At 69.6% G+C, this 23,186-nt stretch carries 22 protein-coding genes; 5 read left to right on the forward strand and 17 right to left on the reverse strand.

What is annotated here, in order from left to right; all coding sequences use genetic code 11:
* Window positions 1-17 precede the first annotated feature (17 nt).
* The 4 genes from IHQ52_RS20035 to IHQ52_RS20050 are packed head-to-tail and all read right to left on the reverse strand — an operon-like array spanning window position 18 to window position 3,124.
* Window positions 18-554, reverse strand: a complete 537-nt coding sequence (locus tag IHQ52_RS20035) for an LOG family protein (protein ID WP_006436000.1) — start codon at window positions 552-554, stop codon at window positions 18-20.
* A complete protein-coding gene (locus IHQ52_RS20040; protein WP_006435999.1) occupies window positions 551-1,375 on the reverse strand; it encodes an LOG family protein in 825 nt (274 codons plus the stop codon). Before IHQ52_RS20040 ends, IHQ52_RS20035 begins: the two co-directional genes overlap by 4 nt.
* Before the next feature lie 51 nt (window positions 1,376-1,426).
* Window positions 1,427-2,524, reverse strand: a complete 1,098-nt coding sequence (gene dapE / locus IHQ52_RS20045; RefSeq protein WP_159405370.1) for a succinyl-diaminopimelate desuccinylase — start codon at window positions 2,522-2,524, stop codon at window positions 1,427-1,429.
* A gap of 18 nt (window positions 2,525-2,542) precedes the next feature.
* The gene (locus IHQ52_RS20050) at window positions 2,543-3,124 is read right to left on the reverse strand and encodes a DM13 domain-containing protein (protein ID WP_051349624.1); all 582 of its coding nucleotides are present in this window, start codon (window positions 3,122-3,124) and stop codon (window positions 2,543-2,545) included.
* A gap of 141 nt (window positions 3,125-3,265) precedes the next feature.
* Between IHQ52_RS20050 and dapD the strand changes: the two genes are divergently transcribed.
* Window positions 3,266-4,231, forward strand: a complete 966-nt coding sequence (dapD, locus tag IHQ52_RS20055) for a 2,3,4,5-tetrahydropyridine-2,6-dicarboxylate N-succinyltransferase (RefSeq protein ID WP_081712447.1) — start codon at window positions 3,266-3,268, stop codon at window positions 4,229-4,231.
* Between the two features lie 73 nt (window positions 4,232-4,304).
* Here dapD and dapC read toward each other — a convergent pair whose 3' ends face one another.
* A complete protein-coding gene (gene dapC, locus IHQ52_RS20060) occupies window positions 4,305-5,447 on the reverse strand; it encodes a succinyldiaminopimelate transaminase (protein ID WP_024499008.1) in 1,143 nt (380 codons plus the stop codon).
* Between the two features lie 62 nt (window positions 5,448-5,509).
* On the reverse strand, window positions 5,510-5,839 hold the full coding sequence (gene fdxA, locus IHQ52_RS20065) for a ferredoxin (protein WP_024499009.1): 330 nt from the start codon (window positions 5,837-5,839) through the stop codon (window positions 5,510-5,512).
* Window positions 5,840-6,289: 450 nt separating this feature from the next.
* Here fdxA and IHQ52_RS20070 point away from each other — a divergent pair, with 450 nt between their 5' ends.
* Both IHQ52_RS20070 and IHQ52_RS20075 read left to right on the forward strand, forming a co-directional pair.
* Window positions 6,290-6,883, forward strand: a complete 594-nt coding sequence (locus IHQ52_RS20070; protein ID WP_024499011.1) for a cysteine dioxygenase — start codon at window positions 6,290-6,292, stop codon at window positions 6,881-6,883.
* Window positions 6,880-7,263 (forward strand): rhodanese-like domain-containing protein, encoded by a 384-nt coding sequence (locus IHQ52_RS20075; RefSeq protein WP_024499012.1) that lies wholly within the window; start codon window positions 6,880-6,882, stop codon window positions 7,261-7,263. The genes IHQ52_RS20070 and IHQ52_RS20075 overlap by 4 nt, the downstream gene beginning before the upstream one ends.
* A 111-nt stretch (window positions 7,264-7,374) precedes the next feature.
* Here the strand turns inward: IHQ52_RS20075 and cofG are convergent, their stop codons facing one another.
* The 7 genes from cofG to typA form a co-directional block, all read right to left on the reverse strand.
* The gene (cofG, locus tag IHQ52_RS20080; RefSeq protein ID WP_024499013.1) at window positions 7,375-8,682 is read right to left on the reverse strand and encodes a 7,8-didemethyl-8-hydroxy-5-deazariboflavin synthase CofG; all 1,308 of its coding nucleotides are present in this window, start codon (window positions 8,680-8,682) and stop codon (window positions 7,375-7,377) included.
* Window positions 8,679-10,115, reverse strand: a complete 1,437-nt coding sequence (locus tag IHQ52_RS20085; protein WP_238064298.1) for a flavin-containing monooxygenase — start codon at window positions 10,113-10,115, stop codon at window positions 8,679-8,681. Before IHQ52_RS20085 ends, cofG begins: the two co-directional genes overlap by 4 nt.
* A 98-nt stretch (window positions 10,116-10,213) precedes the next feature.
* Window positions 10,214-11,368: an FO synthase gene (locus tag IHQ52_RS20090; RefSeq protein ID WP_024499015.1), complete on the reverse strand. Its 1,155-nt coding sequence runs from the start codon at window positions 11,366-11,368 to the stop codon at window positions 10,214-10,216.
* Between the two features lie 62 nt (window positions 11,369-11,430).
* Window positions 11,431-11,814 carry a hypothetical protein gene (locus tag IHQ52_RS20095; protein ID WP_024499016.1) on the reverse strand — a complete coding sequence of 128 codons (384 nt, stop codon included), beginning with the start codon at window positions 11,812-11,814 and terminating at the stop codon, window positions 11,431-11,433.
* Window positions 11,815-11,906: 92 nt separating this feature from the next.
* Complete coding sequence (gene mshB / locus IHQ52_RS20100) at window positions 11,907-12,725, reverse strand: N-acetyl-1-D-myo-inositol-2-amino-2-deoxy-alpha-D-glucopyranoside deacetylase (RefSeq protein WP_420871249.1); 819 nt, start codon at window positions 12,723-12,725, stop codon at window positions 11,907-11,909.
* Between the two features lie 68 nt (window positions 12,726-12,793).
* Entirely contained in the window at window positions 12,794-14,725 is a 1,932-nt protein-coding gene (locus IHQ52_RS20105; protein ID WP_024499018.1) for an ABC transporter family substrate-binding protein, read from the reverse strand.
* A 66-nt stretch (window positions 14,726-14,791) separates the two neighbouring features.
* Entirely contained in the window at window positions 14,792-16,702 is a 1,911-nt protein-coding gene (gene typA, locus IHQ52_RS20110; RefSeq protein ID WP_024499019.1) for a translational GTPase TypA, read from the reverse strand.
* Window positions 16,703-16,909: 207 nt separating this feature from the next.
* Between typA and IHQ52_RS20115 the strand changes: the two genes are divergently transcribed.
* Entirely contained in the window at window positions 16,910-17,086 is a 177-nt protein-coding gene (locus tag IHQ52_RS20115; RefSeq protein ID WP_191834462.1) for a hypothetical protein, read from the forward strand.
* A gap of 4 nt (window positions 17,087-17,090) precedes the next feature.
* Here IHQ52_RS20115 and IHQ52_RS20120 read toward each other — a convergent pair whose 3' ends face one another.
* Genes IHQ52_RS20120 through IHQ52_RS20135 form a run of 4 tightly spaced genes read right to left on the reverse strand, consistent with a single transcriptional unit; the run spans window position 17,091 to window position 21,863 of the window.
* On the reverse strand, window positions 17,091-18,008 hold the full coding sequence (locus tag IHQ52_RS20120) for an EamA family transporter (protein ID WP_024499020.1): 918 nt from the start codon (window positions 18,006-18,008) through the stop codon (window positions 17,091-17,093).
* 24 nt (window positions 18,009-18,032) lie between these two features.
* Entirely contained in the window at window positions 18,033-19,106 is a 1,074-nt protein-coding gene (locus IHQ52_RS20125; RefSeq protein ID WP_238063822.1) for an ABC transporter ATP-binding protein, read from the reverse strand.
* Window positions 19,103-20,764, reverse strand: a complete 1,662-nt coding sequence (locus IHQ52_RS20130; protein WP_024499022.1) for an ABC transporter permease — start codon at window positions 20,762-20,764, stop codon at window positions 19,103-19,105. The genes IHQ52_RS20125 and IHQ52_RS20130 overlap by 4 nt, the downstream gene beginning before the upstream one ends.
* A gap of 7 nt (window positions 20,765-20,771) precedes the next feature.
* Window positions 20,772-21,863, reverse strand: coding sequence for a thiamine ABC transporter substrate-binding protein (locus IHQ52_RS20135; RefSeq protein WP_024499023.1), 1,092 nt, complete (start codon window positions 21,861-21,863; stop codon window positions 20,772-20,774).
* A 324-nt stretch (window positions 21,864-22,187) separates the two neighbouring features.
* Here IHQ52_RS20135 and IHQ52_RS20140 point away from each other — a divergent pair, with 324 nt between their 5' ends.
* Window positions 22,188-23,021 (forward strand): Rv1157c family protein, encoded by an 834-nt coding sequence (locus IHQ52_RS20140; RefSeq protein WP_024499024.1) that lies wholly within the window; start codon window positions 22,188-22,190, stop codon window positions 23,019-23,021.
* Window positions 23,022-23,186: the final 165 nt, after the last annotated feature.

Raw genomic sequence — 23,186 nt, forward strand, 5'->3', positions numbered from 1 at the left:
CCGGCCGGTAGGAAGTTCTACCGCTGTGTCGCCAACTCGATCGCCTCGTCGATCGATGCCGTGACCAGCAGCCGGTCCAGCGATCGCCGGGAGACGAACCCGGTTGTCGACAACTCTCGCAGCCAGCCCAGGAGCGGCGCGTAGAAATCGAAAGGATCGAGCAGAACCACCGGCTTGTCGTGCATCCCGAGGTAGCCGCCCGTCCAGGTCTCGAACAGCTCCTCCAGTGTTCCGATACCCCCGGGAAGCGTGATGAAACCATCCGCGCGCTCATCCATGAGGCGCTTGCGCTCGCGCATGGTCTCGGTGATGACGAGTTCGTCGGACCCGAGATCGGCGACTTCGCGCTGGATCAGCGCCTTCGGGATGATCCCGATCGTGGTGCCGCCCTCCGCGCGCGCCGCGGTGACGAGCGCACCCATCATCGAGACATTGCCACCGCCGGACACGACCGAGTGCCCGGCACGCGCGATCGCCGCGCCCACCTCGGAAGCGAGGTCGAGGAAACGTTGCTCGACGGGACCGGACGCACAGTAGACACAGACGGCACTCACCGGGCAATCGTGCCATCGGCGCCGGGTTGTTTCGCGCCGGGCTGGGTGGGAGCGGCCGCCTCGATCGCCGCGACGACGTCGTCGGGGTCGTCGACGACGGTCAGCAGGTCGAGGTCCTCGGGAGAGATCATCCCGCGCGCGGCCAGGACGTCGCGCATCCAGTCGAGCAACCCGCCCCAGAAATCACGACCCACCAGGACGATCGGGAATCGCACGACCTTCTTCGTCTGCACCAGCGTGAGCGCCTCGAAGAGTTCGTCGAGCGTGCCCATCCCGCCGGGCAGGCAGACGAAGGCCTGCGCGTACTTCACGAACATGGTCTTGCGCACGAAGAAGTAGCGGAAGTTCATGCCGAGGTCGACCCACGGGTTGAGGTCCTGCTCGAAGGGCAGCTCGATGTTGAGGCCGATCGACTGGGCGCCCGCCTCGTGCGCACCCTGGTTGGCCGCCCGCATCACACCGGGCCCGCCCCCGGTGATGACGGCATAGCCCGCCTCCCCGAGCGCACGTCCGACCCGCACGCCGAGTGCGTACTCCGGCGATTCGGGCGCGAGACGCGCCGACCCGAAGACCGTCACCGCCTCCGCGACCTCGCTCATGGCGTCGAAGCCCGCGACGAACTCCGACTGGATGCGCAGCACCCGCCAGGAATCGCGCATCGTGCGTTCGGCGCGACGGTTCTCGTCGCGCGGGTCGATCCACTCGAGGAGTCGCCGGTCCGTCGTCTTGCCGCGCTGCTTCGGGCGAACGCGGATGGGTCCGACGTAGTAGACGTCGTCGGCGGCGGGATCGGACGCGGACGATTCCGGATTGGTCGACATGCGGCTCACGCTAGCAGCGGGCCGATCCACCCCCGCCCGGCGTCGGGCGGCTCAGGACAGATAGCTGCGCAGCAGGTCGGTGACCATGCGGATCTGCTCGACCGGAACCCGTTCGTCGACGCGGTGGGCGAGGTTGGGGTCGCCGGGTCCGAGGTTCACCGCCGGGATGCCGAGTGCGGAGAACCTCGAGACGTCGGTCCAGCCGTACTTGGCCCGGAAGCGCCCCTGAGCGGCCTCGACCAGCGCGGCCGCCGCCGGGTGCGCCAGGCCGGGGAGTGCACCGGCCGCCGCGTCGGTGACCTCGAGGGTGACCGTGCCATCGGCGAGGTCGGTCGCGAAGACCTCGCGCACGTGGTCGAGGGCTTGTTCGACGGAACGATCGGGGGCGAAGCGGAAGTTCACGTCGACGTGCGCAGCATCGGGGATCACGTTGCCCGCGACACCGCCGCCGAGCCCGACCGCCGAGAGTCCCTCGCGGTATTCGCACCCCTCGATGTCGACGCGACGAGCCTCGTATGCGGCGAGCTTCGTCAACACTCCCCCGAGTTTGTGGATCGCGTTGTCACCCATCCACGAGCGGGCCGAATGCGATCGAGTACCCGAGGTGGACAGTCGAACCCGAAGCGTCCCTTGGCATCCCGCCTCGATCAGACCGGCGGTGGGTTCGCCGAGGATGGCGACGTCGCCGGCGAGCCATTCGGGCAGCTCACGTTCGATGTCGTTGAGGCCGTTGAACTCGGCAGCGATCTCCTCGCAGTCGTAGAAGATCAGCGTCAGGTCGTGCGCGGGTTCGTCGAGCGTCGCGGCGAGGTGCAGGAACACCGCGTCGCCCGACTTCATGTCGACGGTGCCGCAACCGTGCAGGACGTCACCCTCCTCGGGATGCGTCTCCCGACGCGACGGCAGATTGCCGGCCACCGGCACGGTGTCGAGGTGCCCGGCGAGGATGACACGCTGGGCGCGACCACGATCGGTCCGGGCGAGCACACGATTACCGTGCCGAAGGATCTCGAAGCCCGTCGTCTGTTCCCGCAGTGCCGCTTCCACCGCATCGGCGATCGCCGTCTCGTTGCGTGACTCGCTCTCGATGTCGACGAGGGCGGCGGTCAGTTCGACGGGATCGGCGGCGAGGTCGAGTGCGGTGCTCACGCACATACGGTAGCGGGGTCAGTCGGCGGGCGGTGAGGTCAGTTCGGCGGCGCCGAAGGAGACGCTGAACTTCACGCACCACAGGAACACCGCCGGATTGTCGTCGAGGTCGACATCGGCGGGGATCTCGTAGACCTGGTTGCCCTTGTTGCCCTTGATCATCCCGAGGTCGACGTGTGGCGGGTCGGCCGCGGCTCGCCAACCGCCGAGACCTTCGACGACCTCGGCCTGCGACAGCCAGACGTGGACATCGGGTCCGGTGGTGGTGTCGAGGTCCTCGATGGCGAGAACCCGCGAGCCGTCCGGCTTCTCGATGATCGACACGGTTCCGGAGGTGGAGTGCTCGTGGCTGATGAATCGTCCCTGTGACACCACGACCGGCGCGACCGGCGGCGGCTGACCGACCTGCGAGGTGGACGGCGTCACGGCGACCGGGATCTCGTCGTCGACCTCGGTGTCGACGAAGATCAGCCACGGCTGGAAGATCACCGCCGCGACCGCGACGCCGACGACAACCACGAACCCCACGCCACCGAGTACCCAGAGCCGGCGGCGTCTGCGCCGCGGGGCGGGTGGGGAAGGTCGGTCGTGGCCGGTCATGGCTGCGACGATACGAGCGGCGAACACGCTCCCACCAGGACTTTGAGCCATTCGGATGACGCCGCGCACCGAGTACCGCGATGCCTGGACGACCGGTGGGCGGCGGGAGTCGCCGTCCTCGATCACCTAGACTGACGAGTCGTGACAACTACTGGCGCACACGCAACTGGTATCGCAACCGTGACCGACGGGGGGTCGACCCCGGGAGTCGTGCTCGACGTCTGGTTCCCCGCACCCGAACTCGACGGCGTCGAGACCGCCGAGACCGTCGTCCTCGACGAGGAGTCGACGCCGTCCGAACTGCGCGACCTGGTGGGTGTGGACGAGGCCCGCGGCGTCCGGACCATCGCGGTTCGCACCGGCATCGCCGACCTGTCTGCCGCCCCCGTCGACGCCTACGACGTCTACCTCCGGCTGCACCTGCTCTCCCACCGGCTCATCGAGCCGCACGGCGCGAACCTCGAGGGCATCTTCGGGATGCTCACCAATGTCGTCTGGACCAACCACGGCCCGTGCGCCGTCGAGGACTTCGAGTCGGTGCGCACCAAGCTGCGCGCCCGCGGCCCGGTCACGGTGTACTCCATCGACAAGTTCCCGCGCATGGTCGATTACGTCGTCCCCGGCGGAGTCCGCATCGGCGACGCCGACCGTGTCCGGCTCGGCGCCCACCTGGCCGCCGGTACCACCGTGATGCACGAGGGCTTCGTCAACTTCAACGCCGGCACCCTCGGGTCGTCGATGGTCGAAGGTCGCATCTCGGCCGGCGTGGTCGTCGGTGACGGCTCCGACATCGGCGGCGGCGCGTCGACGATGGGCACCCTCTCCGGCGGCGGCAAGGAGATCATCTCGCTCGGCAAGCGCTGCCTGCTCGGCGCGAACGCCGGCTGCGGCATCCCGCTCGGCGACGACTGCGTCATCGAGGCCGGGCTGTACGTCACCGCCGGCACCAAGGTGACCGGCCCCGACGGCACCCAGATCAAGGCGCGCGACCTCTCAGGTCAGTCGAATCTGCTGTTCCGGCGCAACAGCCTGACCGGCGCGGTCGAGGTCGTGCCGTGGAAGGGCGACGGCATCGCACTCAACGAGGCGCTGCACAAGCACAACTGAGGTTCCACAAACCCACCACTCATGGAGAAACCCAGCACCCATCGGGTGCTGGGTTTCTCCGTTTGTGGTGGGTTTACGCGGTGAGTCGCGCGGCCGCGGCCGCGATGCGCTCGTCGGAGGCGGTGAGCGCCATGCGGACGTGCTTCTGCCCTGCCGGACCATAGAAATCACCGGGCGCACAGAGGATTCCGCGTTCGGCGAGCCAGGCGACGGTGTCGCGGCACGGCTCGTCACGGGTGGCCCAGAGGTAGAGGCCCGCCTCGGAATGGTCGATGCGGAACCTGGCCGCCTCGACCGCGGCCAGCAACGTACGACGACGATCCGCGTAGTGCGCACGCTGTTCGTCGACGTGCGCGTCGTCGCGGAGGGCTGCGGTCATGGCCCCCTGGATCGGGAACGGCAGCATCAAGCCGGCGTGCTTGCGCACCGCGAGGAGTTCGGCGATGAGATCGGGGTCACCGGCGAAGAAGCCGGCACGGTACGACGCGAGGTTGGAGATCTTCGACAGCGAGTGCACGGCCAGCAGACCGGTGTGGTCGCCGTCGCACACCCGCGGGTCGAGGATCGACAGCGGTTCGCCCTCCCAGCTCAAGCCGAGGTAGCACTCGTCGGACACCACGACGGTGCCGCGTTCGCGTGCCCATCCGACGACCTTGCGCAGGTGGTCGACGCCGAGGATCTTGCCCGTCGGGTTCGACGGCGAGTTGATGAACATCAGCGCGGGCTTCGACGGCCCCAGCGCGACGGTCGAATCCGCGCGCACCGGCCGAGCACCGGCCAGCAGCGCACTCACCTCGTAGGTCGGGTAGGCCACCTCTGGGATCACGACCTCGTCCCCCGGTCCCAGGCCGAGGGTCGACGCCAGGCCGGCGATCGCCTCCTTGGTGCCGATCACCGGGAGGATGCCCGACTCGTCGAGCCCGGTGACACCGTGACGCCGCGTCAGCGACTCGGCAGCGGCCTCACGGAGCTCGGTGGTGCCGATGGTGGTCGGGTACCCAGGGAAGCCGGAGGCGTCGGCCAGCGCGTCCCGGATGAGCGCCGGCACCGGATCCACCGGCGTGCCGACCGACAGGTCGACGATGCCGTCGGGATGGGACTGCGCCGTGGCTTTCGCACCCGCGAGGGTGTCCCACGGGAAATCGGGCAGCCGACCGCTCACGCGCGTCGACGACACGCGGAGCGGCGCTGCTGCGCGGGAAATGGGTGTGCTCACTGCGGGCCGCTCTGTCTTCTTCGTACTGTCTGTCTGCGTCGTACCGTCGGTCTTGTCGGCTGTCAGTCTTCTTGGTTCATCGGCGGCAGGCCCTTGATGAAGGCCGGGTCGGCATCGGTCTTGCCGACCTTGCTGGCGCCACCGGGCGAGCCGAGGTCGTCGAAGAAGTCGGCGTTCGCGCTGACGTAGGGCTCCCACTCATCCGGGACATCGTCCTCGTAGAAGATCGCCTCGACCGGGCACACCGGTTCGCACGCGCCACAGTCGACGCACTCATCCGGCTGGATGTAGAGCATGCGCTCACCCTCGTAGATGCAGTCGACGGGGCATTCCTCCACGCAAGCCTTGTCCAGGACGTCGACGCAAGGCTCCGCGATGATGTAGGTCACCACTCACTCCTTCGCTAGGGAAGATCGTTGTCGGCGCGACAGGGTGAGCAGCTCGGCGTCGAACGACTCTCCGGCGTCGGCGCCGGCGCGATCCGAGGGCTGGTCGAATCGCATCCCACAGTATCCGCTGCGGTGGTGTCCACGACGAAATCGGCCCCCGGCTCCAGGACATGCAGAAGGCCTTGCTGTAACGAGGATCACATCGATGACCGGGTGCCCACCGGCGTGACGGGCGACTTTCGCTCAGTGTGCCGACAATTCTCGACTCCGGCCGAGGCGTCGGGCATTCTCGGCGGCATGATCGTCGTGTCGAACCCGGTCGCGGTAGACCGTCCCCGTTCCGGCCGATGGGCCGTTCCGGGACTCGAACCGACCTCGCGGTCGATGTGTATGTGCTGTCGCTGACCTGATCAGCCCCGACCCACACATCCACTCCCCTCTCAAGGATCTGCCATGACCTCGACCCTGGCTCGCACCTCGATCGCCGCTTCCCCACCGAAGAACGTCACCCCGAGCACCCGAGGCCCGGTGACCGCGATCGCGCCGCGGACACGAACCCACCTGCCGACGCACCTGCGGCCGGCCGACCTTCTCCGCATCACCGACCAGGGGGTGGCCGATGTGCTCGACGGCCGTCACGACACCCTTCTACCGGCCGAGTGGGACACCACCCACCGATGGTCGACGCGCCTGCATGCGGACGACGACCTCGACCTGTGGCTCATCAGCTGGACTCCCGGGGAGGCCACCGAACTCCACGACCATGCCGGCTCCCTCGGTGCGCTGACCGTCCTGTCGGGGTCCTTGCGGGAGTACCACTGGACGGGGGACGATCTGGCCGTGCGCGTTCTCGATGCCGGCGACCAGGCCGCCTTCCCGCTCGGGTGGGTGCACGACGTCGTGAAGAACCCGACGGTCGAGGTGACCGGCCCGACGCTGAGTGTGCACGCCTATTCGCCGCCGCTGACCGCGATGTCGTACTACGAGGTGGCCGACGCCGGCCACCTGCGTCGTACCCGCACGGTCCTGACCGACGAACCCGAATGAGCGACAAGCCCGCTCCGCGCACCATCGACGACGTCCTCGCCGCGGCCCGCGAACGTATCGAACGGATCGACGCCGCATCGGTGCCCGACGAACTCGCGGCCGGCGCCGTCCTCGTCGACATCCGACCGGCGGCCCAGCGCGCCGCGGAGGGCGAGGCCCAGGGGTCACTGGTCATCGAGCGCAACGTCCTCGAATGGCGATGCGACCCGGCCAGCGACGCACGCATCCCCCAAGCCGTCGACCACGATGTGCGGTGGATCATCCTGTGCCAGCAGGGTTACACGTCGAGTCTGGCGGCCGCGGCGCTTCACGACCTCGGATTGCATCGCGCGACCGATGTGATCGGCGGTTACGAGGCGCTCGCACCCGTGCTCGGCTGATGCCGACACGGCTCGATCGCGACTCCTCCAGCGAGCGAAGACATCGCCACTTCGCCGCCGGAACCGCTGGTCAGGAGCCCTTCTGCCCAGAGGGGACGATCTCGCGGGGGTCTAGGCCACCGCGGGCCACGGACGCGGCACCGGGCACGTGTCGACGGCGAGGCCGGTCGACGGGTCGGCGAGCGCGGACACATGGTGTGCGAGTGCCGGGTCGATCCAGTCCGCGGCGTCGAGCACATACGTCGGCTGCGCCGTGATCCGTTCGGTGAGAACGAAATCCGACTCGGCGGTGCGGGCGGCCAGTGCATCCAGATTCGGCCAGGGACGTTCGGGGTTCACGTGGTCGGGGGTCAGCGGCGACACCCCACCCCAGTCGTCGATGCCGGAGGCGATGAGCGCGGCACACTCGGCCGGCGACACCAGGTTCGGCGGCGCCTGCACCCGCATGTGCGGTCCGAGGACGATGCGCGCCACGGCGACCGCCGCGAGGAACTCGGTCATCTCCGCGTCGGGGGTGGATCGCATCGCGGTGTCGGGCTTGGCCCGGAAGTTCTGCACGATCACCTCCTGGATGTGACCGCCCGCGGCGTGCACCTTCGCGATGGCGAGCAGGGATTCGGCTCGCTCGTACAGTGATTCGCCGATCCCGACGAGGATGCCGGTCGTGAACGGGACCCGCGCGGTCCCGGCGTCGCGCAGCACCTGCATCCGGACCAGCGGGTCCTTGTCCGGGCTGCCGTAGTGCGGTTGCCCCTTCTCGGTGTACAGACGGCGCGACGTGGTCTCGAGCATCATGCCCATCGACGGGGCCACCGGACGCAGACGCAGGATCTCCTCGAGGCTCATCACCCCGGGATTCAGATGTGGCAGCAGGCCGGTCTCGGTCAGCACGGCCACGGCGGCCGCGCGGACGTAGTCGAGGGTCGACGAATAGCCGCGCGCGGCAAGCCATTCGCGCGCCTCGGGCCACCGGTCCTCGGGGCGGTCACCGAGCGTGAACAAAGCCTCTTTGCAGCCGAGTTCGGCACCCCGACGGGCGAGGTCGACGACCTCGTCGAGTTCGAGGTACAACCCCTCGCCGGCGCGGGCGAGTTTGCCGGGCACCGTCACGAACGTGCAGTAGTGACACCGGTCCCGGCACAGCCGGGTCAGCGGGATGAACACCTTGCGCGAGTACGTGACCTGACGCGAACGCCCGACCGCGTCGAGCCCCTCGTCGCGAATCGCACCGGCGATCGACTGCAGGCGGACGAGATCCGCACCCGCACAAGACAGCAGCGTGACCGCCTGGTCGATGTCGATGGACTCGCGGGCCTCTGCAGCGGCCAGGGCGGCATCGATCGCCTCACATGAAGAACGTTCCGCGGCAGGATTTTCCACAGCCTCGGCCCGCACCGTGGGGATGCTGAGGTCGGTCATCGTTCCCCTTCCGAAGGATCACGACTGGTCAGGTACGGCGCGGGGTCGAAGGTCCCGTTGCGTTCGCGGAACGACGCCGCGGTGCCCGGCCAGAGCAGCGTGAGACGTCCGCTGTCCGGGTCGACATACCAACTGTCGCAACCGGTCAGCCACACGGTCGACGCACTGCGCTCGTCGATCTCACGAGTGTAGGCGGCCTCGGCCTCGGGCGAGACCTCCAACGCCCCCACATCACTGTCCCCGAGGAACTCCAGAGCGCCGAGCACATAGTCGAGCTGCGTCTCGATCATGTAGATCGCCGAGTTGTGGCCGAGCGCCGCATTCGGCCCGTCGAGGACGAACATGTTGGGGAATCCGCTGACGACGGTCGACGCGTACGAGGTCATCCCCGACGACCAGTGCTCGGACAAGCGAAGTCCCGCCCGGCCGACGACGCGGCTCGCCGCGGGCGGCCGCGCGGACTCGAAACCCGTTGCCATCACGAGGACGTCGAGGTCGAAGGTGCGTCCGCTGCGTGCGGTGGCCTTCGATTCGGTGACGGAATCGAGCGCGCTCGGCTCGAAGACCACGTTCGGCCGCTGCAGCGACGGATAGAAGTCGTCGCTGAGCAGGATTCTCTTGCATCCGATCTCGTAGTCGGGCGTCAGGAGCTCACGCAACAGCGGATCGTCGACCTGGCGGTGGAGGTGGTCGCGGGCCCGCGCCCGGATCTCGTCGATGTCGGGATGCAGGCCCAGTCGCTGCCGGAACGCGCCGTCGGCCTCGGTGAGGAGCTGGTGGCGGACCTCGCCGGCGACCTCCGGATCGAGCAGGGCGGCACGTTCCTCAGCGGTGTAGCGGCGGTCCTCTCGCGGCACCACGTAGGGAGCGGTCCGGCAGAACACGACGAGCTCTTCGGCGGCGTCGGCCAGGTGCGGGACGAGCTGCACCGCCGACGCACCGGTGCCCACGACACCGACCCGGGCCCCGTCGACGGCGACGTCGTCGTGCCAGGCCGCGGTGTGGACGACCTGACCGGGGAACCCCACGAGACCCTCGATGTCGGGGATCCTGGCCTCGGACAAACGGCCGACGGCGAGGACGAGCGTCCGCGCACGAAACGTCCGGCCGGAGCCGTCCGCGCCGGCCGCGGTGATCATCCAGCCGGCTGCAGCCTCGTCCCAGGTCGCCTGCCGCAGTTCGCAGTTCAGCAGAATGTGCTCGGCGAGACCCTCGTCGGCGACGGTCTGTTCGAGATAATCACGGATCTCGCGGCCGCTCGGATACCGCGACGCCCAGTCGGCCGGTGGGCGGAACGAGAACGAGTACAGATGCGCGGGGATGTCACACGCGATGCCGGGGTAGACGTTGTCGCGCCAGGTACCGCCCACTGCGTCGGCCCGCTCGAGGACGACGAAGGACTCGCGGCCGCGACGGGCGAGCTGCGTGGCCATGCCGAGGCCGGCGAAGCCGGCACCGACGATGGCGACGTCGATGTCGTGCACCCCGTCGTTTTCGTCCACCCGGTCACCCCCCTGCGTCGCCGTTCCCGTCACGAACGTACCTGCGGGAGCGGGAGCAGCCGATGCGTTTCCGGCTCGGTGTAGCGGGTGGTGCGCTGACGTGGCGTGCGCCCGGCACGATCGGCGACGGCGACGAGGGTGTCGACGTCGAGGACACGACCCGCCTCCGGACCCGCATGCGGCATGAGCCGGCCGTCGAGAAGCAGGCCGCCGATGTCGTCGGCACCGCCGCGCAGCAGAAGGTCGACGGTGTCGGACCCCAGCTTGGTCCAGGCAACCTGTAGATGGTCGATCAGCCCGGTGGACATCAGGCGGGCGACCGCGTGGAGGGCGCGGGTCTCCCGTTGCGACGCGGTCGACGTCGCGGCGTCGATCAGATGCGGCGGCGTGTTCGACGAGACCATCGGCATCAGGATCAGCTCGCTGAAACCACCCGTGCGGCGCTGGATTCCGAGCAGGGTCCGCAGGTGTGCGACCTGCTGCTCGGGGGTCTCGACGTGCCCGTAGACGATGGTTGCGGTCGAGAACAGGCCGACGCCGTGCGCGGCCTCGACGACCTCGATCCACTCACGCGCCGGTGCGGAGCCCGTCGGCGACAGATACCCGCGCACGGTGTCGTCGAGGATCTGGGCGGCCGTTCCGGGGATCGACCCGAGTCCGGCGGCGCGCAACCGGCGGAGATGTTCGTCGACCGTCGTCCCGGTTCGGGCCGCCCCGTCGGCGATCTCCGCCGCGCGGTACGCGTGCAGGTGCAGACCGTCTGCCGCGCCGGTGATCTCTTCGACCAGGCGCACGTAGTCACCGGCCGGCCGGTCGGCGGGCAACGGCCCCTGCATGCAGATCTCGGTGGCGCCGAGTTCGACGGCCTCCCCGACCAGATCGGCGAGTGTCGGATCGTCGGATCGCCGTTCATCCGAGATGAGGCGGGCGGCGACCCCGGTGTCGAGATTGCGGTTCACGACGAAGGTCAGGACGCCCGGCTCGGTGACCCGGCCCCGGACCGCATCGGCGAGTTCGCACAGTTCCTCGAGCTCGGTGCCGGAGGCGCCCAGCAACGCGACCCAGCCCTCGTCGTCGAGGGCGTCCGGGCCGAGGGCTGTCGGGTCGTCACGGAGACGGCTCAGGGCCGCTGTGACGCGCTCGATCGGGGCCGTGATGTCTTCGGCCCACGCGCGCAGAACCATGTCCACACTCTAACGCTCGGCCGTAGTCGGCCTGCGCGCCGCAGGATCGGCCCCGGCGAAAGTCAGTCGTCGGCCTCGGGTAGCCGGTGAGTCCAGCTGAGCACCGCGGCCGGCCCGATGCCCAGTGCGAGGAGCAGCAGGGTCTGGACCAGGTAGTTCCCCGACGTGCTCAGGATGACGTCACCGCCCGGTCCGGGGATGCCGCCGGCGATGAGAACCACCAGCCCCCAGGCGCCGAGCGGGGCATACCGCACCGGCGACGAGGTGTACCCGGCCGCCAGCCAGAGCAGCGTCGCGTTGAGGAGGCCGGCGACGAGGGCCGCCACCGGCAGCGCGACCCCGCCGAAACGCTGGTACGCGAACGCCACGCTGAGAAGGCCCACCGCGAAGCCGTCCAGGATCAGCAGCGCCAGGAGGAGCCGGTCACGGACGTGCGGATCGATCATCGAGCCACCACCGCCCCGCGTCGGACTCTTCGGGTCCGGAGTCCCGGAGGTGCGATTGCGTGTACCGCGGGCTGACATGTTCCCCACCGTCCTCACACGATCCCGGCGAAGAGGTCCGTCTCCCGGTCGCCGCCGAGAGCGTCACGCGGATCGTGGTCGGTGAGGACGAAGTGCTCGTGGTGGTGGATCGGCTGCAGGATGTTGTTCGACAGCGCGAACTCGGTTCCCGACGGCGCGACGGTCACCTGCGTCACATGTGCGGCGAGTGCGGCGACCTTGTGGGAGTGGTACGCCGCCACGTCGACCTCGGTGGTGATCTGCTCGTCGGGGTAGCTCGGCAGTTCACCGGGATGGGGCATCCGCCAGCCATCGGGCACACCGGGAGCCGCCGCCAGGCCGTTCTCGAGCGCGCTGCGCTCGGTGACCGACTCGTACAGCTTCACGGGGCCGCCGCCGGCCGCACGGGCGCGTGCGACCGCGGCAGCGGTGACCTCATGCACGAGCTTGTGGTCGGGGTGCCCGTAGGTTCCCGACGCGTCGTAGCTGACGACCACCTGCGGAGCGAAGTCGAGGAGCAGCTCGACCAACACGCCGACCGGCTCGTCGAACGGTGCCTGCACGAGAGCGCGCGGATGGTTCGCCGACGGGGCGCCGGCCATGCCCGAGTCGCGCCAGCGTCCGGCGCCGCCGAGGAAGCGCGGGGTCAGGGCCGGACCGTCGGCTGGGCTCAGTGCCGCGAGGGCGCGCGTCAGCTCCGCGATCCGGTAGCCGCCGAGCTGGTCGGCGCCGCCGTCGGCGACCAGTTGTGCGTATTCGTCACCGATGACCTCGCCCTCCTCGCCGAGGGTGAAGGTCAGGACGCGCACGTCGACGCCTTCGGCGAGATAGCGGGCGATGGTCCCACCGGTCATGATCGTCTCGTCGTCGGGATGGGCGTGGACGAGCAGCAGCCGCCGGTCCGCGGCCCGGTTGGCCTCGGTCACGAGAGCTTCCAGTCGACCGCGGTCCCGAAGATCGACTCCTGGATCGGTCCGGTGAGCGGCACGTCGCGGACCGCGGGCGTGACACCGACGATCATCGAATCCTGGTACAGCGGCAGGTAGATCGCCTGCGCGGCCAACAGCGGCTCCGCCTGGTCGAGGGTCCCGATCGGGTCCTCCTCGGACAGCGCGTTGCGCGCGAGCTCGATCAACCTCGGGTCGCAGAGACCGGAGATGTTGCTGGCGTAGCTGTCGCCGACGTCCCCACCGCTCGGCGCGATGCTGGTGGGGGTCGGCGGGGTGGCGGGCGACGGCTCGGTACTCGGCTTGGGCTGATTGCAGTCGACGGTCGAGGCCAACGACGCCGCCGGCGGCACACCGAGCCCGGTCCAGCCGACGACGAGGTCGACGCGCTTCTGGGTCAGCGCCGAGCCGTACAGCTCGCTGTTCGGCATCGTCACCACCTGCGAGCGGATTCCGGCGCTGCGCAGCTGGTCGACGACACTCGACGCGGCCGAGATGGCGCGCGGGTCACCGGCCACCGCTCCCACGCGCACGAGCAGGTCCTGACCGTCCTTCTGGAACGGCAGGATGCCCTCGGGCAGCTCCGCGACCTCGACCGCCCCCGGGGTCGGCGTCGCGGCCGGGTTGGACGGGGTGGAGGAGCCGGCCGCGGACGGCGTCCCGGACGCGGGCGCCTCGGTCGACGGTTCGGGTACCGGGGAGGTCTGTCCGGTCGTCTCCGGGTCCGCCCGGCGGTAGCCGGCGCCGGCGAGGAGCGCATCCACCGCGGCCCGGTCGGGACGCGGGCGAGAGATCGGGGTGTAACCCGGGTCGGACGGCGCGAACACGGTGTTCGCATACGGCTCGACGATCCAGTCCCCCGCACCGGCGAACGTGGTCAGCCGGGGATCGACGAGGCCGAGGATGGCGCGCCGCACCTCCACCGAGCTCATCGCGTCGGTGCGGGCGTTGACGCTGATGCCCAGCGAGCGTGAGGTGAGACTGCGTTCGGTCTTCAGGCCGGGCAGTGCGGTCAGTTCGGCGGCGGTCGCGGGCGAGGCACCGAGCGCGACGATCTCGGAGTCACCCGAGCGCACGGAGTCGAGCATCTGCGCGTTACTACCGGCACGGCGGAGCACGATCTGGTCCAGCCGCGGCGGCGTCACCCAGTAGCGGTCGTTGCGGGCCAGGCGTACCTCGTCGCGGGTCTTGTCGATCCCGACGATCGCGTACGGGCCGGCCGAGACCGGCTTGCCGGTGTCCATGCCGGTCTGGAAGCCGGCCGGAGCGCCCTTGAAGACGTGACTCGGCAGCAACCCGGTGAACAGCTCGCGCCAGGCCGGATACGGCCGCTCGAAGCGCACCTCGACGACCTTGCCGCCCTCCCGGGACTGCACCGAGTCGATGAGCCGGTAGCCCGCCGGGGCCACCACGTTGGGCTGCCGCGACATCTGCTGCCACAGGTAGCCGAAATCGTCGCCGGTGACCGGCAGTCCGTCCGACCACTGGGCGTCGGTGTGGATGCGGTAGGTCACCGTGAAGGGCTGACGCGACGTCACCTCGGCGGAGGTGACGAACTGGCGCTGCAGCTCCCACACCGGTCCGGCGGGCGTCTGTACGGGAGAAAAAGCACTCGGGAGCGTCATCGCGGCGACTGCCGTGGTCACCGGGTTCTGATCTGCCGCGATGTGCGGGTTGAACCCGTTTCCCACCGAGTCGGTGGCGATGAAGATCGTCTTCTCGACCGGATACTCGGTCGGCGTCGGCGGCGGCCCGGTGTCCCGGACGGGCGGCGGCGGATCCGCCGTGCACGCCGTCAGGGCGATGAGCAGTGCGACACCGCACGAGAGCAACCCGAGCACACGGCTCCGGTTCGTGGCGTCGCGACCCCGCTGTGGTCTCGCCCGTTTCACCTCGGATACCCCCATGAAGATGCTTCTCGGTCGATCAGACGATGCCGGTCCCCCGCCGTCGGCGGGAGACCGGCTCGGCGGTCAGCTGACCGCTGCGTCCCGGGACTTGGCCCGCGAGCGCTCACGGGCACGGGTCGACGAGTCCAGGTGCACCTTACGCACACGCACGACCTCAGGGGTGACCTCGACACACTCGTCGGCGGCACAGAACTCCATGGCGGCCTCGAGGTCGAGCTGCATCGGCTTGGCCAGCGTCTCCATCACGTCGGCGGAGGACTGCCGCATGTTGGTCAGCTTCTTCTCGCGGGTGACGTTGATGTCGAGGTCTTCCTGACGCGGGTTGATGCCCACGACGTGGCCCTCGTAGCTGTCGTCGCCGGGGTTCACGAAGAACGTGCCGCGGTCGGCGAGCTGGATCATCGCGAACGGGGTCACCGTGCCGGAACGGTCGCTCACGAGCGAGCCCGTGTGGCGGGCGCGGATCTCGCCTGCCCAGGCGTCGTAACCGTCGAACACGGCGTTGGCGATACCGGTGCCGCGGGTTTCGGTGAGGAAGTCGGTGCGGAAGCCGATCAGGCCACGCGACGGCACGATGAACTCCATGCGGACCCAGCCGGTGCCGTGGTTGTTCATCTGCTCCATCCGGCCCTTGCGGGCGGCCAGCAGCTGGGTGACCGCACCGAGGTACTCCTCGGGCACGTCGACGGTCAGGTGCTCGAACGGCTCCTGGACCTTGCCGTCGACCTTGCGGGTGACCACCTGCGGCTTGCCGACGGTCAGCTCGAAGCCCTCGCGACGCATCTGCTCGACGAGGATCGCGAGCGCGAGCTCACCTCGACCCTGCACCTCCCAGGCGTCCGGACGGCCGATGTCGAGCACCCGCAGCGACACGTTGCCGATGAGTTCGGTGTCCAGGCGCTGCTTGACCATGCGGGCGGTCAGCTTGTGACCGGACACGCGGCCCGCGAGCGGCGAGGAGTTGGTGCCGATGGTCACCGAGATGGCCGGCTCGTCGACGGTGATCCGCGGCAACGGCTGCGGGTTCTCGAGGTCGGCGAGGGTGTCGCCGATCATGATCTCCGGCATACCGGCGACGGCCACGATGTCGCCGGCCGACGCGGACTCCGCCGGTTCGCGCTCGACGCCGACGGTGGCGAGGAGTTCGGTGATCTTCGCGCGTTCGACGACGGGCTTGCCGTCGACCTCGCGGCACCAGGACACCTGCTGCCCCTTACGGAGCGTGCCGTTGTGGATGCGGACGAGCGCGAGGCGGCCCAGGAAGGCCGATGCGTCGAGGTTGGTCACGTGAGCCTGCAGCGGCGCTTCGGGATCACCCTTGGGGGCGGGCACGTGCTCGAGCAGGACGTCGAAGAAAGCGTCGAGGTTCTCCGCGGCCGGGATCTCACCGTCGGCGGGCTGTTCGGTGCTGCACACACCGGCGCGGCCGGAGGCGTAGAGCACGGGGAGCTCGAGCACCAGCTCGGCGGCCTTCGCGGCCTCCTCGTCGAGGTCGGACGCGAGGTCCAGGAGCAGGTCCTGGGTCTCGTCGACAACTTCCTGGATGCGGGCGTCGGGGCGGTCGGTCTTGTTGACGACCACGATCACCGGCAGCTCGGCGGCCAGCGCCTTGCGCAGCACGAAGCGCGTCTGCGGCAGGGGCCCTTCGGAGGAGTCGACCAGGAGCACGACGCCGTCGACCATCGACAGGCCGCGCTCGACCTCACCGCCGAAGTCGGCGTGGCCGGGGGTGTCGATGACGTTGATGACCACTTCGGTGCCGTCCGGCTGACGCCGGTGCACCGAGGTGTTCTTGGCGAGAATGGTGATGCCCTTCTCACGTTCGAGGTCACCGGAGTCCATCACCCGGTCGACGACCTCGGCACGCTCTCCGAAGACGCCGGACTGGCGCAACATGGCGTCGACGAGGGTGGTCTTTCCGTGGTCGACGTGCGCGACGATCGCGACGTTACGGAAGGTGGGGGCAGCGCTCACAGGCTCTCTTTCATGTGGTTGGGGACCGCTTCGGCGGCCGGCACTCGGCGCGAGCCGAAACTACTCAGTGACTCGCGGCGGACAGCTCTGACCGGCGACAAGTGCAGATCACCTTGGGATTCAACGCTACAGAGTATCGGTTTATGTGGTGAGACCGCGATCACAGGCGTCGGAACACCCATTATTAGGGCCTGCTAACCTCGCCGCATGGGCAAGGTCGACGCGGTCAAGGTGGGCTCTCTGAAGCCCAAGAAGAAGTGCTGCAAGAGCTCCACGCGGTGCGTGCGGTGTCCCGTGGTGATCCACCGGATGCGCAAGCTCGACACCTCGGACATGACCAAGAAGGAGCTCAGCAAGGCGCTGAAGAAGGCGCGCGCCGCCTGAACGATCAGCTCGGCGGGATCTCGTCGGTGTTCATCGACCGCTCCGCGGGGTCTGCCGACCGCACCGCGACCGCCAGCGCGACCGCCACGATCCCCACGGCCTCCAGCGGCCGGGGAACCTGACCGAGCACGATCAGGCCGATCACCGCCGCGGTCACCGGGAGCAGGGCGAGCAGGATCGCGAACCGCGCCCGGCCCACGCCGCGCAACACGACCTGATCCAGGGCGTACGGGATGGCGGTCGACGCCACGCCCAGCACCAGGCCCTGGCCGATCAGCGCGGCCGCCGACGCACCGTCGCGCACCGCCTCGGAAGAACCCCAACCGGCTACCGCCTCCAGCACCCACCACGCCAGCGGTGAGGTTGCCAACGCGGCGATCACGAAACCGGTGGCGAGATCCTCGACGCCCGCACCACGCGCCGCGACCCGCTTGCCGAGCACGATGTAGCCGGCCCAGCAGGCGGCCGCGGCCAGGGCCAGCAACACCCCCACACCGGTTCCCGACCATCGGACGTCGGCGATGAGGACCACCCCGAGCCCCGCCAGCACGAGTGCCGCGATGTCCCGGCGGGTCCGAGAACCCAAGGCCGCCACCGTGATCGGTCCCAGAAACTCCAGTGCGACGGTGGTGCCCATCGGCAGGTGCGCGAGGGCCTCGTAGAAGGTGATGTTCATACCCGCCGTGATCAGACCGAAGCAACCGGCCAACCGGAGGCGGGAGGGCTGCCACGCGGACCGCGGTGGCCGGACCCAGATCAGCAGCACCAGTGCGGCGCCGGCGATGCGCAACCAGGCCACCGCCGACGGCGAGACGTCGTCGAACATGCCGACGGCGACCGCCGCCCCGAGATACATCGACGTCGCGCCGAGCACCATCAGGCCGGGCGGGAGAAGCAGTTCGCGCCGCGCTGTGTCGGTCATCAGCGCTCCGTCACCGGGTCGCCCTCACCCGATCACCGCGACGCGCTCGGGCACCAGACGGATACGCACGCGGTCGCCGATGACGACGGGTTCGTCTGCCACGGCATCGATCTCGCCGACCGCGGTCTCGATGCGCACGCGTGGACCCGCGGGCAGTTCGGCGACGAGCACGACCGTGGCGGAGTTCGTGTCCGCGTCGTCGTCCGGGCCGTCGGGGGACGCCCTGGCGACCGCCACCGACTCGGGCCGCAGGCCGAGCCGGTGCGAACCGTCCGGCAGGTCGAGCGCGATCGGACCGAGCACGGTGTCGGCGACCCCGGCGCGCAGCTGCGCGTCGATCACGGTGGTGACCCCGAGGAACTGCGCCGTCCACTCGTCGACCGGTCGGCGCCACAGGAGCGACGGTGTGGCGACCTGCACCATCGCACCGGCGCGCATCACCGCGATCTCGTCGGCCATGGTCGCGGCCTCGGCGTGATCGTGCGTGACGACGACGGTGGGGACACCCGCCGCCCGTACGATCTCCGAGATCTCCACCGCCAGTTCATCTCTCAGCCTACGGTCGAGCGCTGCCAGCGGCTCGTCGAGCAGCAGGAGCCGCGGATGCGGGGCGAGCGCACGCGCCAGTGCGACGCGCTGCGCCTGACCGCCGGACAGCGTGTCGACGGAACGCTTCTCGTAGCCGGGAAGACCGACGACGTCGAGCAGTTCGGTCACGCGCTGGGCGGTCCGGTGGCGCGACCACCGACGAATCCTCAGGCCGTAGCCGATGTTCGACGCGACGCTGCGCCCGCCGAAGAGTTGCCCGTCCTGGAAGACCACGCCGAAGTCCCGACGGTGTACCTCGACCCCGGCGAGGTCCTCACCGCCGAAGCGCACGACCCCGCGTGTCGGCTGCTCCAGCCCGGCGACGGCGCGGAGCAGCGTCGACTTGCCGCAACCGGACGGGCCGAGGACCGCGGTCACCAGGGAACCCGCTCCCCCGACGCGCCAGGACAATCCGTCGATCACGGTGTGCCCGCCGTACGCGACGGTGAGATCGGAGATCTCCAGCAGGGCGTGGGAACCGGTCGCGGTGTCTCGTTCGGTTCCGGTCACAGCAGCGGCACCTCCGCTCGCGGCCGGAACACCTCGACCACCAGCACGGCGAGGGTGGTCGCGGCGACGAGGACCACCGACGCGGCCATCGCGGTCGCCAGGTTGGCGGCGCCCGGCCGGTTGAGAGCCGATCCGATCAGCACCGGGAGAGTCGTCGTGTCGGCCCGGGCCAGGAAGCTGGTGGCGCCGAACTCACCGAGCGCCATCACGAAGGCGAACCCGGCGGCCGCACCCGTCGAACGGCCGATGATCGGCAGATCGACCGTCGCGAACACCCGGGCGGGCCGGGCGCCCAGCGTCGCGGCCGCCTGCCGCAGCCGGACCGGTACCGACTCGAGCGCGGGCAGGATGATGCGGATGACCATCGGGATGGCGATCAGCGCCTGCACGCACGGGATGATCGCGGGCGACGCCGCGATCGCGTAGGGCATCGACGCCAGCACGATCAGATATCCGAAACCCAGGGTGACAGCACTGATCCCGAGCGGGACGAGAGAGATGGCCGAGGCGATCGCACCGACCACCCCGCGGGAACGGTGGAGCGCGACCGCGGCGAGCATGCCCACGACGACGGCGATGACGGTCGCGAACGCCGCCGACACCAGCGAATACTCGAGACTCTCCAGCGGGGTGACCCCGTTGACCGGTTCGGCGAGGGCCCGGTATCCGGCGAGCGTCCAGTCACCCCCGGCCGTCGGCCGCACCGATCGCGCCATCAGGACCACGACCGGCCCGACGAGCAGCAGCACCGTCCACGCGCCCACCAACCACCTCGCCGGAAGCACGAACCGAGCGTTCGCGAACGCCGCATCCCGACGACGCCGCTCGGCGCCGCCACGGGCGGAGCCGGTCCCGGCGGGATCGGCGAACACACGGGTGAGCATCAGGGCCGCGAACACGACGACGATCTGCACCATCGACAACACCACCGCCTCCGGGATGCGGAAGTAGCCGATGGCCTGGGTGTAGATCTCGGTCTCGAGGGTGCGCAACTGTCCCGCACCCAGGATGATCACGACGCCGAAACTGGTGGAACAGAACAGGAAGATCAACGCGGCTGCACCGGCTGTGGCGGGTAGCAGCCTGGGGATCACGACGGTCAGCGTCGCGCGCAGTCGTCCGGCGCCCAGCGTGCGCGCAGCCTCCAGCAGTCGGGGGTCGAGGTTCCGCCACGCCGCACCCACCACGCGCACGACGACGGCGACGTTGATGAACACATGCGCCGCCAGCACCGCGCCGAGCCCGGACTGGATGTGCAGGAAGGAGAGCGGGCCGCTCAGCAACGATCGGAAGGCGACGCCGACCACCACCGTCGGCAACACGAACGGCACCGTCACCGCGACGGCGAGGAGAACCGATGCGCGCCCACCGACATGGGCGTACAGCCACGCTATCGGCGCGGCCGCGAGGAGCGCGAGCACGGTCGACGCCGCCGCCTGCCCGAGGGTCACGCCCAGGAGCGCCCACGCATCGGTACGCGTGAGGAGATCGCCGAGTCGTTCGCCCGACGCGCCGGCCAGATGCACGGCTCGGCGGACGAGCGCGAGGACCGGCCAGGCGAACAGGACGGCGATGAACAGCGCCGGGATCAGACGCAGCGCCACCCGGCCGGCGACGGTTGCCGTCCGCGCCACGGGCCGCGCCGTCACCCGGGTCACCGGGCGATCACCTTCCGACAGCGGCACGCCACTGGTCGAGCCAGCTCTCGCGGTTCTCCGCGATCGTGGCCGGCGGCATCGATGACATCCACGCCGGCACCGCCGCTCGGGCCGGCCAGCCCTCGGGCAGGGCGACGTCCCGCTGCACCGGGTACACATACATCGACTCCGGCAGCGCGGACTGCACTGCCGGGCTCAGCATGTAGTCGACGAGCTTGCGTGCCCCCGTCGAGTTGCGGGTGCCCTTGAGGACGCCGATGTACTCGACCTGCGGAAAGCAACTGTCGAGCAGGGCGCTGGTGCCGGGCGTCGCGGCGGGCGAGGACGCATAGGACAGCACGATCGGCTTGTCTCCCTTGCCCTCGCCGGCGCTGAACAACTGGTTGTAGGCGACCTCCCAGCCGGAGACGATGGTCGCGCCACCGCCGACGACCTGCTTCCAGTAGTCCTGCCAGCCGTCGCCGAGGGCCCCGACCGTCGTCAGCAGGAAGGCCGTGCCCGGCGAGGAGGTGGCCGGATCGGTCAGCACGGTCTGCGATGCGTACTCCGGTTTCGTCAGGTCACGGAAGCTCGCCGGCGGCGTCAGCGATCGCGACTCGTACCAGGTGTTGTCGATGTTCAGGCAGACGTCACCGCGGTCGACGGCGGTCAGCTGGTCGGCCGCACCGGGGACCGCGTACTCGGCGGCCCCGCCGGCGGCGAGCGGTGACACATAGGATTCCAGGGCGCCCGCCTCGATCGGCCGGGAGGCGAAGGTGTTGTCGATGCCGTAGACCGCGTCCCCCTTGGGTGCGCCCGGGGTCAGGGACACGGTCGACGCCAGTTGCCCGGCATCACCGGAACGCACGATCTTCAGGGTGAGCCCGGTCTCCTGACGGAAGCCGTCGATGACCGACTCGGGCAGCTCGAAGGACTCATGGGTCAGCAGAGTGACCTCACCTCCCGCCGTCGACTCGTCGGCACAGGCCACCGCAGTCGTGAACGCCAGCCCCACACCGACGGTGAGTGCGATCGTCCGGGAGACGATCCCCGCCCACCCACGCCGACGACCGGTGCCGCCCACGGGCTGCAGCTCGTTCACGCCCTGCAGTTGGTTCACATCCGACTCCTTGCGACCGACTGTCCCTGTCCTGTCCACCCCCACATCCAACCAGGTGCCACCGAAACGCACGATGCGCCGCCGACCATGACCACTTTGGTAACAATTGCATCAATAACCACATACGTCACAGTCGCAGCCGACGGGACTGCCTGGACACAGCAGATGCCGAGGGGCTTAGAATGACCCGCGACGTCCGGGGTGGGATGATCGAAGAACCTGAAGACCCCGGGCGACCCACACGACCACGACCCACACGACCACGAGGCGCACGAGGCTCGCACTTTCCGGCCGACGCAGCGCCACGACCGATAGGACTCACCAGTGCGTTTCACACGGCCGTCGAGGTTGCGTTCCACCGCCTCTAGCCCGCACCGGACCCGCCGCCACCGCCTTCTCCTCAGTGCATCGGCGCTCGTCGTCGCGGCCGGCCTCGCCCTTCCGGCCGTCGCCCAGGCCGCTCCCGCTCCCAAGGTCGATCAGCGCGTGCTGGACTCGCTCGGCGCGTTCGCACCGGCGATCATCGGCTCGGTCGCCACTCCCGGCCCCGATGGCAAGGTCAACGCCCAGCTCCTCCAGCAGGCCGAGAGCTTCGCCAACACGCCCGGGATGCCCGCCGAGGTCACCAAGATCTGGCGTTCGGTCGCCGACTTCCTCGGGGAACCCGGACGCAAGGAGGCCGCCCGTCAACTGGCCGCCGAGACCAAGCCGGGCGATCCCGAGATCCCGAAGGGCCCGAACGCTCCGAAGATCCAGGAGTTCCTGTACCCGACCTTCGGTCTCGGCTGCATCCCCGGCGGCGGTTCCCTCGGACGCGCACTGGTCACCGCGGGCCCGCAGGAAGCACCGGCACCCGGACCCAAGCGCGGCGAGGGCGGCTACGTCTACACCGCACTCGGCACCGGACCCGCGATCGACAACGAGGCCCAGCCGCTCATCGCGAGCTGGCTCAACGTCGACACCGGACGCACCGGCACCACGACGCTCAAGCGGAACCCGAAGATCAACGTCAAGGACGGCCCCGGCACCTTCACCGGCATCGCCCGGACCGGCAAGGGCCGCGTCATCTCCGCGATCCACGGGAACGTGACCACCAAGACCAAGGGGCAGGTCGTGTCCTGCACGATCGTCCCGGTGATCGGCCTCGCCATCATCTGACGCACGTCCACTTTCGTTCAGCGGCACCCCGGCTCACCGCCGGGGTGCCGTTGTTTTGTGCCCGCCCCCCAACGCACCGGCCGCCGCCGGTGACGAAGCATGTGGCGCGCGTCTCAGGCACTGAAATCCGAAAACGCCAGGTCGCCGGGAATGTCGGTATCTCGC

It is taken from the genome of Gordonia amicalis, assembly GCF_022059885.1.
GTDB lineage: Bacteria > Actinomycetota > Actinomycetes > Mycobacteriales > Mycobacteriaceae > Gordonia > Gordonia amicalis.

Excerpts from the sequence above, each read along its gene's own strand:
- IHQ52_RS20040 (WP_006435999.1), bottom strand. The coding sequence starts at position 1,375 with ATGTCGACCAATCCGGAATCGTCCGCGTCCGATCCCGCCGCCGACGAC.
- IHQ52_RS20050 (WP_051349624.1), bottom strand. The coding sequence starts at position 3,124 with ATGACCGGCCACGACCGACCTTCCCCACCCGCCCCGCGGCGCAGACGC.
- IHQ52_RS20070 (WP_024499011.1), top strand. The coding sequence starts at position 6,290 with ATGACCTCGACCCTGGCTCGCACCTCGATCGCCGCTTCCCCACCGAAG.
- IHQ52_RS20075 (WP_024499012.1), top strand. The coding sequence starts at position 6,880 with ATGAGCGACAAGCCCGCTCCGCGCACCATCGACGACGTCCTCGCCGCG.
- cofG (WP_024499013.1), bottom strand. The coding sequence starts at position 8,682 with ATGACCGACCTCAGCATCCCCACGGTGCGGGCCGAGGCTGTGGAAAAT.
- IHQ52_RS20085 (WP_238064298.1), bottom strand. The coding sequence starts at position 10,115 with ATGGCCACGCAGCTCGCCCGTCGCGGCCGCGAGTCCTTCGTCGTCCTC.
- IHQ52_RS20090 (WP_024499015.1), bottom strand. The coding sequence starts at position 11,368 with ATGGTTCTGCGCGCGTGGGCCGAAGACATCACGGCCCCGATCGAGCGC.
- IHQ52_RS20095 (WP_024499016.1), bottom strand. The coding sequence starts at position 11,814 with ATGATCGATCCGCACGTCCGTGACCGGCTCCTCCTGGCGCTGCTGATC.
- mshB (WP_420871249.1), bottom strand. The coding sequence starts at position 12,725 with ATGACCGGTGGGACCATCGCCCGCTATCTCGCCGAAGGCGTCGACGTG.
- IHQ52_RS20105 (WP_024499018.1), bottom strand. The coding sequence starts at position 14,725 with ATGGGGGTATCCGAGGTGAAACGGGCGAGACCACAGCGGGGTCGCGAC.
- IHQ52_RS20115 (WP_191834462.1), top strand. The coding sequence starts at position 16,910 with ATGGGCAAGGTCGACGCGGTCAAGGTGGGCTCTCTGAAGCCCAAGAAG.
- IHQ52_RS20120 (WP_024499020.1), bottom strand. The coding sequence starts at position 18,008 with ATGACCGACACAGCGCGGCGCGAACTGCTTCTCCCGCCCGGCCTGATG.